The organism is Chromohalobacter sp. 48-RD10 (genome assembly GCF_029889785.1).
Taxonomy (GTDB): Bacteria; Pseudomonadota; Gammaproteobacteria; order Pseudomonadales; family Halomonadaceae; genus Chromohalobacter.
In genome coordinates this window covers 345,797-358,869 of the sequence record NZ_JARANX010000001.1, presented here as the reverse complement: position 1 = coordinate 358,869, position 13,073 = coordinate 345,797, and the positions used below count along the sequence as shown (strand labels likewise).

The 13,073-nt window shown below is 60.8% G+C and carries 12 protein-coding genes and 1 tRNA gene; 7 read left to right on the top strand and 6 right to left on the bottom strand.

What is annotated here, in order from left to right:
- Nucleotides 1-24 precede the first annotated feature (24 nt).
- The 6 genes from putA to OP496_RS01580 form a co-directional block, all read right to left on the bottom strand.
- Nucleotides 25-3,216, bottom strand: a complete 3,192-nt coding sequence (gene putA / locus OP496_RS01605; RefSeq protein WP_280561589.1) for a bifunctional proline dehydrogenase/L-glutamate gamma-semialdehyde dehydrogenase PutA — start codon at nt 3,214-3,216, stop codon at nt 25-27.
- 190 nt (nt 3,217-3,406) lie between these two features.
- Nucleotides 3,407-4,195, bottom strand: coding sequence for an AraC family transcriptional regulator (locus tag OP496_RS01600; protein WP_280561587.1), 789 nt, complete (start codon nt 4,193-4,195; stop codon nt 3,407-3,409).
- Between the two features lie 64 nt (nt 4,196-4,259).
- Nucleotides 4,260-4,631, bottom strand: coding sequence for a hypothetical protein (locus OP496_RS01595; protein ID WP_280561586.1), 372 nt, complete (start codon nt 4,629-4,631; stop codon nt 4,260-4,262).
- A gap of 113 nt (nt 4,632-4,744) precedes the next feature.
- Nucleotides 4,745-5,740, bottom strand: coding sequence for a tripartite tricarboxylate transporter substrate binding protein (locus OP496_RS01590; RefSeq protein ID WP_280561584.1), 996 nt, complete (start codon nt 5,738-5,740; stop codon nt 4,745-4,747).
- A gap of 294 nt (nt 5,741-6,034) precedes the next feature.
- Nucleotides 6,035-6,110, bottom strand: a tRNA-Gly gene (locus OP496_RS01585).
- A gap of 225 nt (nt 6,111-6,335) precedes the next feature.
- Complete coding sequence (locus tag OP496_RS01580) at nt 6,336-6,746, bottom strand: CBS domain-containing protein (protein ID WP_280561583.1); 411 nt, start codon at nt 6,744-6,746, stop codon at nt 6,336-6,338.
- A gap of 261 nt (nt 6,747-7,007) precedes the next feature.
- Here OP496_RS01580 and OP496_RS01575 point away from each other — a divergent pair, with 261 nt between their 5' ends.
- The 7 genes from OP496_RS01575 (at nt 7,008) to trpA (ending at nt 13,031) form a co-directional block, all read left to right on the top strand.
- Nucleotides 7,008-7,277, top strand: a complete 270-nt coding sequence (locus tag OP496_RS01575; RefSeq protein ID WP_075367796.1) for a hypothetical protein — start codon at nt 7,008-7,010, stop codon at nt 7,275-7,277.
- A 117-nt stretch (nt 7,278-7,394) separates the two neighbouring features.
- On the top strand, nt 7,395-7,553 hold the full coding sequence (locus OP496_RS01570) for a YqaE/Pmp3 family membrane protein (protein WP_280561582.1): 159 nt from the start codon (nt 7,395-7,397) through the stop codon (nt 7,551-7,553).
- A 162-nt stretch (nt 7,554-7,715) separates the two neighbouring features.
- A complete protein-coding gene (locus OP496_RS01565; RefSeq protein WP_280561581.1) occupies nt 7,716-9,374 on the top strand; it encodes a hypothetical protein in 1,659 nt (552 codons plus the stop codon).
- A gap of 60 nt (nt 9,375-9,434) precedes the next feature.
- Nucleotides 9,435-10,361, top strand: a complete 927-nt coding sequence (truA, locus tag OP496_RS01560) for a tRNA pseudouridine(38-40) synthase TruA (RefSeq protein WP_280561579.1) — start codon at nt 9,435-9,437, stop codon at nt 10,359-10,361.
- The gene (locus OP496_RS01555) at nt 10,358-10,993 is read left to right on the top strand and encodes a phosphoribosylanthranilate isomerase (protein WP_280561576.1); all 636 of its coding nucleotides are present in this window, start codon (nt 10,358-10,360) and stop codon (nt 10,991-10,993) included. The genes truA and OP496_RS01555 overlap by 4 nt, the downstream gene beginning before the upstream one ends.
- 11 nt (nt 10,994-11,004) lie before the next feature.
- A complete protein-coding gene (gene trpB / locus OP496_RS01550) occupies nt 11,005-12,219 on the top strand; it encodes a tryptophan synthase subunit beta (protein WP_280561575.1) in 1,215 nt (404 codons plus the stop codon).
- Nucleotides 12,220-12,227: 8 nt separating this feature from the next.
- The gene (trpA, locus tag OP496_RS01545) at nt 12,228-13,031 is read left to right on the top strand and encodes a tryptophan synthase subunit alpha (protein WP_280561897.1); all 804 of its coding nucleotides are present in this window, start codon (nt 12,228-12,230) and stop codon (nt 13,029-13,031) included.
- The last annotated feature ends 42 nt before the right edge of the window (nt 13,032-13,073 follow it).

Genomic DNA, 13,073 nt, shown 5'->3' with positions numbered 1-13,073 from the left:
TTATTGTTTGATGACGAGTAATGATCACTCGTCTCCCAGCGCGAGTAGCGACGCGTTACCGCCCAAGGCGGCGGTATTGATGGTACGGGTCTTCTCTGTGGCGAATCGCTGCAGATAATGCGGTCCACCTGCTTTGGGACCAGTGCCTGACAGGCCCTGGCCACCGAAAGGCTGAACGCCTACCACGGCGCCGATGATATTACGATTGACGTACACATTGCCCACTCGAATTTTCCGCGCTATTTCAGCGGCGAAGGATTCGTTGCGACTGTGAATGCCGAACGTCAGTCCATACCCTTTGGCGTTGATGGTATCGATGACCTGGTCGATCTCAGCGCTACGGTATCGGGCTATGTGTAATATCGGCCCGAATTGCTCGCTCTCCAGTGTGTCGATGCCTTCGATCTCGAACGCGGTCGGCGCAATGAAGTGGCCGTGTGCCGTGGTGTCTGCATCGGGAGTCGCCTCGGCCAACAGACGGCCTTCCTCCTTGAGGCGCACGATGTAATCGCTGAGCTGACGATGGGCGTCCTCGTCGATGACCGGGCCGACATCGGTACCCAGGTCGCGTGGATCGCCGATGTGCAACTCCGCCATGGCGCCCTTGAGTAGCGCGATGACGTGGTCGGCGACGTCTTCCTGGATATAGAGCACACGCAAGGCGCTGCAACGCTGGCCAGCGCTCTGGAAGGCCGAGGCCACCACGTCGGCGACGACCTGCTCGGGAAGCGCGGTGGAATCGACGATCATGGCGTTCAAGCCACCGGTTTCGGCGACCAGGGTCGGCAGCGCGGCACCTTCGCGGTCGGCGAGGGCACGGTTGATGGTTCGTGCGGTGTCCGTGCCACCGGTGAAGACGACGCCGGTGATGCGGGCGTCACCGGTCAGTACGCTGCCCACGGTGGGGCCGTCGCCGGGCAGCAATTGCACCACGTCGCGCGGCATGCCCGCCTCGTGGAGCAGTTCCACGACGCGGTGCGCGATCAGAGAGGTCTGCTCGGCCGGCTTGGCGAGCACCGGGTTGCCAGCGACGGCGGCGGCAACCATCTGGCCGCAGAAAATTGCCACCGGGAAATTCCACGGGCTGATGGCGGCGAATACGCCCTTGCCGGACAAGATCAGCTCGTTGGATTCACCGGTCGGGCCGGGCAGCGGGATCGGCGCGTCAAACATTTCGCGGGCCCGCATCGCATAGTAGCGGCAGAAGTCCACCGCTTCGCGAATCTCGTCGACGCCATCGGTGAGCAGCTTGCCGCCTTCGCGGGAGCACAGTGTCATCAGTTCGGCCAGATGCTCTTCCATCAAGTCGGCGAAGCGCTCGAGAGTCTGCGCACGCTCCTCGACCGGTGTATCGCACCAGCGAGGGAAGGCCGCCCAGGCGGCATCCACGGCGCGCTGGGCCTGTTCGCTCGTAGTCCATTGCACGCTGCCCACGCGCTGGCGGGTATCGTAAGGGCTGAGAACGTCATGCTGCTGCGCGGCCTCGTCTTCCACGTCGAAAGCCAGCAGCGGTTTGACGTGGTGTTCGCGCTCCATGAATGTCGCCATGCTGTCGATCAGCGGTTGGTATTGGCTGTTGATGTTCAAGTTGACGCCCTTGGAGTTCTTGCGTTTTTCCCCATAGATATCGCGTGGCAGCGGAATCCGTGGATTGGCATAAGTATCGTATTGCGCCAAGGTTTCTACCGGGTGCTCGCAGAGGCTTTCCACGGGCACGCCAGGATCGACCAACTGGTGCACGAAAGACGAATTGGCACCGTTTTCCAATAAGCGCCGCACGAGGTAGGGCAACAGGTCCTTATGCGCGCCTACCGGTGCGTAGATACGGCAGTAGGTGCCCTGTGGTGCGCGTTTGAGTGCGGCGTCATAGAGCGCTTCACCCATGCCATGCAGGCGCTGGAACTCGAAATGACGATCCCCCGCATTGGCGAGTTCCAGTATGGTGCTGATGGTGTGGGCGTTGTGTGTGGCGAACTGCGGGAAGATGCGTCCCCGAGTATTCTCGGAGAGCAGGAAATGCACGCAGGCCAGGTAGGTGACGTCGGTGCACGCCTTGCGCGTGAAGACAGGGTAGCCGTCGAGCCCTTGCTGTTGAGCCTCTTTGATTTCGGTATCCCAGTAGGCGCCCTTGACCAGACGTAGCGGAATTTCGTCGCCACACTGATCGGCGAGGCGATTGATGTAGTGCAGAACCGGCAAGACACGCTTGGAATAGGCCTGTACCACTAGCCCGAAGTGCCCCCAGCCGCGGCAGACATCGCTTTCGAACACGGCGCGGAAGACCTCCAGCGACAATTCCAGGCGGTCGGCTTCCTCGGCATCGATGGTGATGGCGACGTTGTTCTCGCGGGCTAGCGAGGCGAGCCGGCGGACACTGTCGGTAAGCTCTTCGAGGATCTGACGACGACGCCCGAATTCGTAACGCGGATGCAAGGCCGATAGCTTGATCGATACCGAGGGTGCTGGCGTCTTGGCGTCCAGCTTGCGGCTGGTAGCACCGACTCGTTCGATAGCCTGGGCGTAATCGTCGAAATAACGACCGGCGTCTGGCCGCGTGCGTGCGGCCTCGCCAAGCATGTCATATGAGTAGGTATAGCCCTTGTCGAACAGTGGCTGCGAGCGTTTCAGGGCCTCGTCGATGGTCCGCCCCAGCACGAACTGTTTGCCCATGATCTTCATCGCTTGATACATGGCGCGGCGAATTACCGGCTCGCCCATGCGGTTGACCATCTTGTTGATGAAGGTGGCGGGCTTGCCTTCGTGGGACTGGTCAAGCTGCAGAACGCGGCCGGTCATCAGCAATCCCCAGGTGGACGCGTTGACGAACCATGACTCGCTCTGGCCGACGTGCGCCTTCCAGTCGGCAGGCCCCAGCTTGTCTTCGATCAGGGCGTCGGCGGTGGCCTTGTCGGGAATTCGCAGCATGGCCTCGGCCAGACACATCAACATCAGGCCTTCATGAGTATCGAGACTGTATTCCTGCAGCAGTTCGTCGATGGAGTCGACCGCCGTATCCATCTCGCGGACTTCGCGCACCAGCTCGGCGGTTTGCGTGGCAATGCGCTTGAAGTCTTGCTCTTCGGTACGCAAGAACGCGACCAATTCGGCGACATAGGCATCTTCCTCGACGCTATAATAATCGCTGACGCGCGCGAACAGCGTGTCGAGATCGTCGTTCCAGGTGGCGGTTTCCAGCATGGTATTGGCATCTTGCATGTCATGACTCCGTGATGATCGGCGACGTAATAATGAAGGTGGGCGTGCGGAGTCGGCGCCGGTATCGGCGTCCTGATTATGTTGTATAGCGTCGACTTTAGAATGGGGCAGCGTGCTCGGTCTTGCCAATTTCCCGGATATTTGTGTCAAAAAACACGGCAGAAGAAGAAGTGGGCTTGAATTTTAGACCTTAGTCTATAATGGATGACGTGGTCATGACGGAGGCGTTGGCACTTCGGCGCCATTGCGAGGGAGACTGGCCATGATGGCGTCGAAAGGCATGCGACAAGGCGCTTTGATTGGCGAATCCCGTGCGTGCCGCGATTTCGCTGAGCGGTGCGCCGGCGGTTCGCAGTAAGGTGCTCGCGCGTTCGAGGCGGCGACGCAACAAGTATTGGTAAGGCGTCAGCCCCGTATGGCGCCGAAAGCGCTCGCCGAAGTGTGTCTCGCTCAGGCAGGCCAGGCGCGCCAGATCCTTGACCGTCACGCGCTCGGCGAGGTGGAGGTCGATGTAGCGATCGATGGTATCGAGATCCAGCGCGCGCCCATTATCGAGCATCGTCGGTGCGGCCAGGCGGGCATGCAGACAGCTCAAGAAGGTGGTAGCAAGCAATTCGCCGTCGGCATGGCGCGGCTGCGACATTTCCTGCACCACGAAGTTGAGATAATTGCGCAGGGGATCGTCGAGCGTGAAATAGCGTGGCGCATCGAACAGGCTGGCCAGTTCGCGATGGCTTCCGGTCAGCGAGGGCGAGTCATCCGGGAGGTCGAGGATCAACTGGCGGTTGTCACCGATACCTTCGTAATAGTGCACATGATTGATCGGGACGATGCAGCCCGACAAGGGGGCGATGGAACCGCCCAGTCCTTCGATCTCGAATTCGGCATGGCCGGCCAGGCCGATAACGATCTGATGGAAGGCATGGCCGTGATGTTTGACGGTGTTGTCGAGCGGCGTCAGACGAATGCTGCTGCTCATGGCGACTCTCCTGAGCTTCGCAGTGAGCTTACCATACACGCCCATGGCGCGTGAGGCGCAATTCTCAGGCCTCTAGTTCAGGCTTCTGCAGTGCCAGGCGCGCGCGCAAATGGTCGCGTATTGCCTCGAGTTCGTCGCGCCCGGCACGCGATAGCAGGCAGCCTCCCCGTGCGACTTGCCAGGGTCTACCGTGCTCCTCCATCACATGCTGCGCGCGGCGGCGAATGCTTTCGAGATAGGCATCGTGGCGAATCGGGTAATCGACCAGTGTATGCCACTCGGCCACACTGACGCGTTTGTCCAGCGTTTTGTCGAACAGCGTCAGCAGGTGCGCGGGCTCGGTCCGATAGCGGGGCGTACGGCTGAGCATCAGCATCGCCACGGTACCGACCAGGATCGTCAGGCAGACGGCGAAAACCAGTAAAAAAAGTAGCATGATGCGTTGAGGGGCCGAAACAAATGCGAAACCTTGATTCTAGCATGTGATCGCGGCACGACGCAGTGACGCGGCGACGGATGGCGTGTTCTGTCGTGCCATCCGTCGGTTGGTTACTTAACCAGGCCTAGTGTCTCCGATAGTTCACGGATGTCGTTGACCTGTTGCTCGACGAAACGCTGCATCTCTTCTCCGGACTTGTGAAAAGGCAACAGACCGTTGGCCTCCATGATGTCCTTCCACTGCGATGAGCCATAAAGTGTATCAAACGTGTCCGTCCAGTCTGCATAGGCCTTGTCGGAGGCTCCACCGGGAATGTAGAACCCCCGCCAGTTGGGTGCGACAACATCGATGCCTTGCTCGCGCGCGGTGGGGACATCGCTTAACTCACCGGGGAGGCGTTCTTCCGAGAAGACGGCTAGCAACCGCAGGTCGCCGTTTTCGACGAAGCTCATGGCCTCGGAAACATCACCGGTGAAGGCGTCGATGTGGCCACCCAGCAATTGTGTGATAGCGACAGAACCGGAATCGAAAGCCAGATACTTGATCTCGCGAAGGTTGCTGACGCCGGCTTTGCGTGCAGCCATTAACATCTTGAGATGGTCGAACCCACCCGTGATATCACCTCCCGAGAAGCTGACGCTATGTGGATCTTCTTCAAGTGCCTCGAGCAGATCGGTCAAGTCGTCATAGGGCGAATCGCTGGGGACAGCGATGATGCCGTAGTCAGCGCCAAGCGCGCTGACCCATCGCACTTGGTCGAGAGTGCCACCCGAATAGCGGTTCTGAGCCAGACGCGTGGTGGTGGCGGTGGAGGCTGCGACGATGAGGTTATCGTCGTTATTGCGCTTGGCACGCACATGGCTGAAACCCACACCGCCGCTGGCGCCGGGGACATTGATGGTTTGCATGCCGGTGGGAATCAAGTCGAGTTCTTGCAAGGCACGCGCCGTCGTACGGCAGGTAAAGTCCCAGCCACCGCCGGGCTTGGCGGGGGCAATACAATCGGTCTTGCCTTGAGGTGCGGCGTGAGTATCGAATGAGGCCAGCGCCAGGCTGCAAAGCATTGCCCCCAGCCATAAACGTGTTTCGCGTGAAAAAGTCGTCATGGTGTTTTCTTCTAAGTCGTGAGTGTCCAGCAGCGTGATTCTGCCTAAAAGTGCGCACACTCGCGAGTCGACCATCGGTGGGGGAAACAATGACACGAAAAAGGAAAGCGGGCTGGAATGAAATCGCAGAAAGGAGTGGAGCGGGCAACGAGGCGCGACCGGGCTGGCGCACCAGCTCGCGACCCTGAGGTCTGCCTGAACTTACGAAGAAGGAGTGGAGCGGGCAACGAGGCGCGACCGGGCTGGCGCACCAGCTCGCGACCCTGAGGTCTGCCTGAACTTACGAAGAAGGAGTGGAGCGGGCAACGAGGCTCGAACTCGCGACCCTCAGCGTGGGAAGCTGATGCTCTACCAACTGAGCTATGCCCGCTCGACGCAGGGATGTTAATCAAGCGAGCCAGGCTTGGCAAGCCTGACCATAGCAGCGCTCGATAAAAAAATGCGCGAGGAGAGGGAACTTTTGCTCGCAATATGGTCTGAGTTAAAGCAAGAAACGTGATTCCAGGCAGTCGCTAGGAAATGCGTTTTGAGCTTACTGTTCTCGATTGACCGCCGTGCCCTTTGTACGGCGGTTTTTTATGCGTTGGCGTCGGCCTTAGCAGCGGTTGCGCATTACCAACAGGGCGCCTAAAACCTCGCGACGGGTTACCAGGCCGATGACGTGTCCGTCATCGACGACGGGATATACCTTGGGGCGTTCGCCGCGCATGGACTCGGCCAGGTCGACGATGCTCTTGTCAGGCGTTACGGTCAGCACGACTTCGCGCATCAGTTCGCCGACCAAGGATGGCTGGCCGCAGTGATAGGCGCTATCGAGCAACTGGCCCAGCACATCCTGTTCCGAGATGAAGCCGATCAGGTGGTCTTGCGCATCGACGACTGGCGCACCGGGCAATCGGTGGCGAGCCAGACCGTCAGCGAGGACCGAGATCGAAGTGTTGGCGGTGACTCGGTAGCCATCGCCGATCATGATATCGCCGACTACGGTGGGGGATGAGCGCGTCATGGAAGGCCTCCTTAGCGTCGACGGGCAGGACCGGATAATAGCCCTGAGCCCTGTAGTCGAGAATAGCTCATTCTCACGGTGTCATTGCAGCGCGTGGAGATTGTGTAAACGATAAAGTGGCGGCGACTTGAAAGTCGGCCTCATGCCTTCAGTAAGATAGATAAGCTATAGTGACATCGTGAGAAAGTGACGCTGCGCGGAAGTAGCGCAAACCATTGGTACGAGACGTGATAGACAGGTTTCGGCTCTTCGGGAGGCAACATGAACGCACGCGATTACTTGGCCAAGCAGGGAATCGGCCTCGACAAGGAAGAGGACAAGCCCACCACCCTCGAGGAACAGGCTTGGGCAAGAGCCCGGGGCGCGGCAAGCCACCGCCCGCGCAGTGGTACTCCGCATGATTGGGAAGACTGGGAGCGTCACCATGACACGCTGGCCTCCGGCGCCGATGAGGTGCGCCAGAAAATCGATCCCGATGCACATTCGCATGCGCCGGGTGTCGAATATTGTGATCCTCGCGGAAAGCAATAGCCAGGCTATCTAGGCATCATGCCCTTGCGTATCATGCTAGGCGGTGAATACCACCAGTGTGGCGACCCACGCTACCTTGAAAGACTCTGAAAGGACGCATTCACAAGGAGAGGATGTATGGACATTATCCGCATAATTCTGGCTATTTTGCTGCCGCCCCTGGGGGTTTTCCTACAGGTCGGCTTCGGCCTGCATTTCTGGCTCAATATTCTGCTGACGTTGTTGGGGTATATTCCCGGCATCGTCCACGCTGTCTGGATCATCGCCACGCGCTGACAGGTGTGGCGCCGTCGAGATGGCGCCCATGCCTTATGGTCATCCTGAGCAACGAGCCCGCCTAGGCGGGCTCGTCTCGTTTGGGTAGTGCCTAGTATGAGGTGGCTGGTTAAAAGATATGGTAAAACTCAAACTATCGTTGACGTCGTTCTTGAGGATTCCATGCTGCGCAAGATTGCTCTGGCATTGTGCCTGGTCGTGATAAGCCCCGTGGCACTAGGGGTAAGCGTGGGCGCGCCGCAGGTCACCTCGTATCTCAATCAGCCCTTGCGCGCCGAACTGGCGCTGTCCGGTGTCGGCGATATCGATCCCCAGCGACTCAAGGTGCGTCTGGCGGATGACGGTGCCTTCGAAGCGGCGGGGATGGACGAGAGGGCACTAGAAATGCCGCTGAATGTCGCGCTATCGCGCGATACCACGCCGCCACGCATCACGATCAGCAGTCAGGCGTCGGTGGGGCGCGCCTATCTCGAATTATTGCTGGAGGTGTCATGGCCGCAAGGGCGTATCCAGCAGCCGGTGACATTGTTGCTCGATCCGCCTGGCTACGCCTTGTCGAGTTCTCCCGGTGCGTCGCAGACAACGCAGGATGATGCCTCGACATGGCAAGCCAATGCTTCGATGTCTTCTCGTGCGAACTCTCAGCCCCAGTCCGAGGCGCCACAGGGCGTTGTCGGGACGGGTCCCGAGGGGGCCGAGGCTTCACGTCCTGCATCGTCGGGCGCCACTTCATCGAGTCAGCGTACAGGAGAAGCCGATTCGCGGCGTGCGGCCGAGCTGGAGGCGGCACTGCAAGCGCTGCGCGTACGCGTAGCCTACGTCGAGCGGGAGCGTGATGCGCTGGCCGAGCGCCTTGAAGCACTCTCGATGCTACCGCCGGTCGATGTCACCGGCGTGGCAGCGTTGCTGGCACAGACGGCGTTCGATACCTCATCGGCGCCGTCCGTCGAGCAGGCAGCATCCATCAGCGACGAAACGCCTCCGAATGCTGCCCAGCGTGATGAAGCGTCGTCATCCTGGTTGGGGCCATTGCAGGCGGGGCTACTGATCGTACTGGCGGCATTGCTGGCGCTCTGGGGATGGCAGCGTTGGCGTACCGGCCGCGAAGCGACCTACCAGGATATGACGGCGCGGTTGGGGACGACGCAGTCCGCCGCCAAGACGCGCCCGATCTTGAGCGACGATGATGTACCCGAGACGGCCACCATCGACGAGGCCGACATTTATATCGCCTATGGTCGTTATACCCAGGCGCGCGAATGGCTGCAGGCGCGTCTGGCGGTACAGGAAAATGCCGAGTTACGTCTCAAATTGCTGTCGGTGTTGGGCGAGCTGGGTGAGCTCAATGTATTGGAGCGGGAGGCTGAGTGCTTTGCGTCGTCGGTCAGTGATGAAACGCATCGCGAGGTCGAGGCCTTGGTGACGCATTATCGTCAAGTCGTCGCCACGCAAGCCGCGAGTGTGTCGCATGAGTCGGTGGCGTCTTCCCCCGAGATGGATCCACTATTCGCAGGCGCCTCGGTGCCTGCCGACAGCGCCAAGTCCGAGACGCCCCATGATGAAACGGATGAGGAGGCGGTAACGCCTGCCGTACGCCCCGACGAGGAGGCCGCGCCGCTCGACTTCAACCCGCCCGAGGTTCCCGACGCGCCTGCACGACTGGATTATCAGTTGCCCGAGGTAGAGCCCTCCGCGGGGGCCGAGTCGCACGATGATTCAAGCGAGTCACCACATGATGTTGCGCATTGGGAGGTCGAGGAAGTGGCGTTCGAACCCTCGCATCTGGATAATGGGCGCGTCGATGGGGCGCCAAGACGCTGAAGTCAAGCTTCATGCCCAGCCTCCACTTGACATGCCCAAGACTCAACGTGACGGATATCGATGGCCTTCTTCGAATTCCAGGATGACTGCCAGCCGCTGGAAGGACGCATTGCACTCGGTGTCGAGTACGATGGCAGTGCGTACTGTGGCTGGCAGCGCCTCACACAAGCGCCTTCGGTGCAGGCAGCGCTGGAAGCGGCGCTTTCGAAGATTGCCAATACGCCGGTGCAAGCGCTGTGTAGCGGGCGCACCGATACTGGTGTGCATGCCACGCGCCAGGTGGTGCACTTCGATGCACCGGTGGCTCGTACGCAAAAAGCCTGGCTGTTCGGCACCAATGCCAAATTGCCGCGGGATATTGCGGTGCGCTGGGTGGTGCCGGTCGCCGATGATTTTCATGCGCGACTCTCGGCCTTGGCGCGGCGCTATCGTTACGTGATCTTCAATCAGCCATCGCGGCCGGTGCTCGAACGCGCCAATGTGACCTGGTGCCGTGAGCCGCTGGACGCCGAGCGCATGCATGCCGCCGCCCAAGCGTTGATCGGCGAGCACGATTTTTCGAGTTTCCGCGCCGCGGGTTGCCAGTCGAAAAGCGCCCATCGCCATGTGCATTTCATCGAGGTACGACGCTATGGACAGATGGTCGTCCTCGACATTCAGGCCAACGCGTTCTTGCATCACATGATCCGCAATATCGCCGGCGCGCTGATGGCCGTCGGACGCGGCGATCATCCGACGAACTATCCTGGCGAGCTGTTGGCGCTGCGTGATCGAACGCAGGGCAATGTCACGGCGCCGGGCTGCGGACTGCACTTCGTCGATGTGTACTACGATGAGCGCTTCGAATTGCCACAAGAGCCACTTGGCCCGAACATGCTGGCGTTCGTCGGGGAGTGGAGTGGCGAGCGCACGCTGCCGGATAGTGAGTGGGCGCGTGCGCGTCGCCAGCGCCGCGTCTATCCACCGCGTCGGGAGATGTCGTCATGAAGGCGCCGATGCAACGAACGCGTGTCAAGATCTGCGGCCTGACGCGTGAGGACGATATCCAGGCGGCAGTGGCGGCGGGTGCCGATGCGCTGGGCTTCGTGATGTGGCCTGGCAGTGCGCGGGCTATCGACGAAGCGCGCCTGGCGCAGCTATCGGCGTGCGTGCCGCCCTTCGTGACACGCGTAGGGTTGTTCGTCGACCAGCCGCCGGACGAGATTCGGCGTTGCGCGCGGCATCTTGATTTGGTGCAGTTGCATGGTGACGAGACCGCCGAGGCGTGTGCGCATCTGGATATCCCTTGGATCAAGGCCTTGCGCATGCGCGACGGACTCGACTTGCACGCCGAGGCGGCGCGCTATGCCGGCGCGCGCGGCCTGCTGCTGGATGCTTACCGTCCCGGCATGCCGGGAGGAACGGGCGAGACCTTTGACTGGTCGCGAATCCCCGCAAACCTGGCAAAACCTGTTATTCTCGCAGGAGGCTTGACGGCAACCAATGTTGCCGAAGCCATTCAGCGAGTGTGGCCCTACGCCGTCGATGTCTCGGGAGGCGTCGAGGCGGTCAAGGGCATCAAGGACTCCGCGCGCATCCGGGCATTTCTGTCCCAAGTGTCCCATACCCAAGCCCCATAGAGGTGTCATTCGTGACCAAGTTCAGCGACCTGACCCGACTGCCGGACGCCCAAGGCCATTTTGGCCCTTACGGTGGCCGGTTCGTCTCGGAGACTCTGAGCTTCGCCCTGGAAGAGTTGGAGAAGGTTTACATGAGCCTTCGTGACGATGCCGATTTCCAGGCCGATTTCGACCGTGATCTGGCCCATTACGTGGGCCGCCCGTCTCCGCTGTACCACGCTGAACGATGGTCCGAAAAGCTTGGTGGTGCGCAGATCTGGCTCAAGCGCGAAGATCTCAATCACACCGGCGCCCATAAGGTGAACAACACCATTGGCCAGGCGCTGCTCGCCAAGAAAAGCGGCAAGCCGCGTGTCATCGCCGAGACCGGTGCTGGTCAGCATGGCGTGGCCACCGCCACCGTGGCGGCACGACTAGGCCTCAAGTGCGAGATCTACATGGGGGCCGAGGACGTCGAGCGTCAGAAGCTCAACGTTTATCGCATGCGCCTTCTGGGGGCCGAGGTGCACCCGGTCGAGTCCGGGTCGCGAACCCTCAAGGACGCCATGAACGAGGCGCTGCGCGACTGGGTGACCAATGTCGACGATACCTTCTATATCATCGGCACCGTGGCGGGGCCGCATCCCTATCCCGCTATGGTGCGCGATTTCACCGCAGTGATCGGTCGCGAGGCGCGCAAGCAGAGCTTGGCACAAATTGGTCGCCTGCCCGATGCCCTGGTGGCCTGCGTAGGGGGCGGCTCCAATGCCATCGGCCTTTTCTATCCGTTCCTCGAGGACGAAGAAGTGGCCATGATGGGCGTCGAGGCCGGTGGCGACGGTGTCGAAACTGGGCGTCACGCCGCACCGTTGACTGGCAATGCCCCCAGCGGTGTGCTGCATGGCAATCGGACCTATCTGATGTCCGACGCGAGTGGCCAAGTATCGGAGACGCACTCGATTTCCGCCGGTCTCGACTATCCTGGAGTCGGCCCCGAGCACGCACTGTGGAAGGATGTGGGGCGCGTCAGCTACGTGGCCGCCAACGACGATGCAGTGCTCGAGGCGTTTCGCGAGTTGACCTGCATCGAGGGCATCATGCCCGCGTTGGAATCGGCTCATGCGCTGGCCCATGCCAAGGTGATGGCGGCCTCCATGCGCCCCGATCAGCACATCGTCGTCAATCTTTCCGGGCGTGGTGACAAGGATATTCACACGGTGGCCAAGCTCGACGGTCTGGAATTTTGAGCATGACTATGAATCGTATCGATCAACGTTTTGCGGCGCTCAAGACTCAGTCGCGCCGCGCCTTGATTCCGTATATCACCGCCGGTGACCCCGCGCCGCAGTATACCGTTGGCTTCATGCACGCCTGCGTCGAGGCGGGCGCCGATGTGCTGGAATTGGGCGTGCCATTTTCCGATCCCATGGCCGATGGCCCGGTGATCCAGAAAGCTTGCGCGCGCGCGCTCAAGCATGGGACGCGTCTGGCCGATGTGCTCGACATGGTTGCGTCGTTTCGCGAGACCGACCAGGTGACCCCGGTAGTGTTGATGGGATATCTCAATCCCATCGAGCGCATGGGCTACGAGGCGTTCGTACAGCGTGCGCGTGAGGTGGGCGTCGACGGCGTGCTGATGGTCGACATGCCGCCTGAGGAAGCCACGGCGATAGCGCCGCTGTTCACCGAGCACGGTTTGCAGTCGATCTTCCTGCTGGCCCCTACCACTTCGTCCTCCCGGGCCGCTACAATATGTGCGCACGGCGAAGGTTATTTGTACTATGTATCACTCAAGGGTGTGACTGGCGCCGCATCGCTGGATGTCGAGGCCGTGGCGCGACAGTTGGCGCCACTACGCGAGATGACCGATTTGCCGTTATGTGTCGGCTTCGGCATTCGCGATGGCGAGACCGCTGCGGCGGTCGGCCAGGTAGCCGATGGTGTCATCGTCGGTAGTGCACTGGTGTCGCGTATCGCCGAAAATGCGGAACGTCCCGAGGTCATACCGGCGGCGCTCAAGGCTGTGCTTGGCGACATGCGTGATGCGCTGGATCGCTGAGATGGTCATGCGGGCCCCTATTATTCGCTGTATTGGGCCACG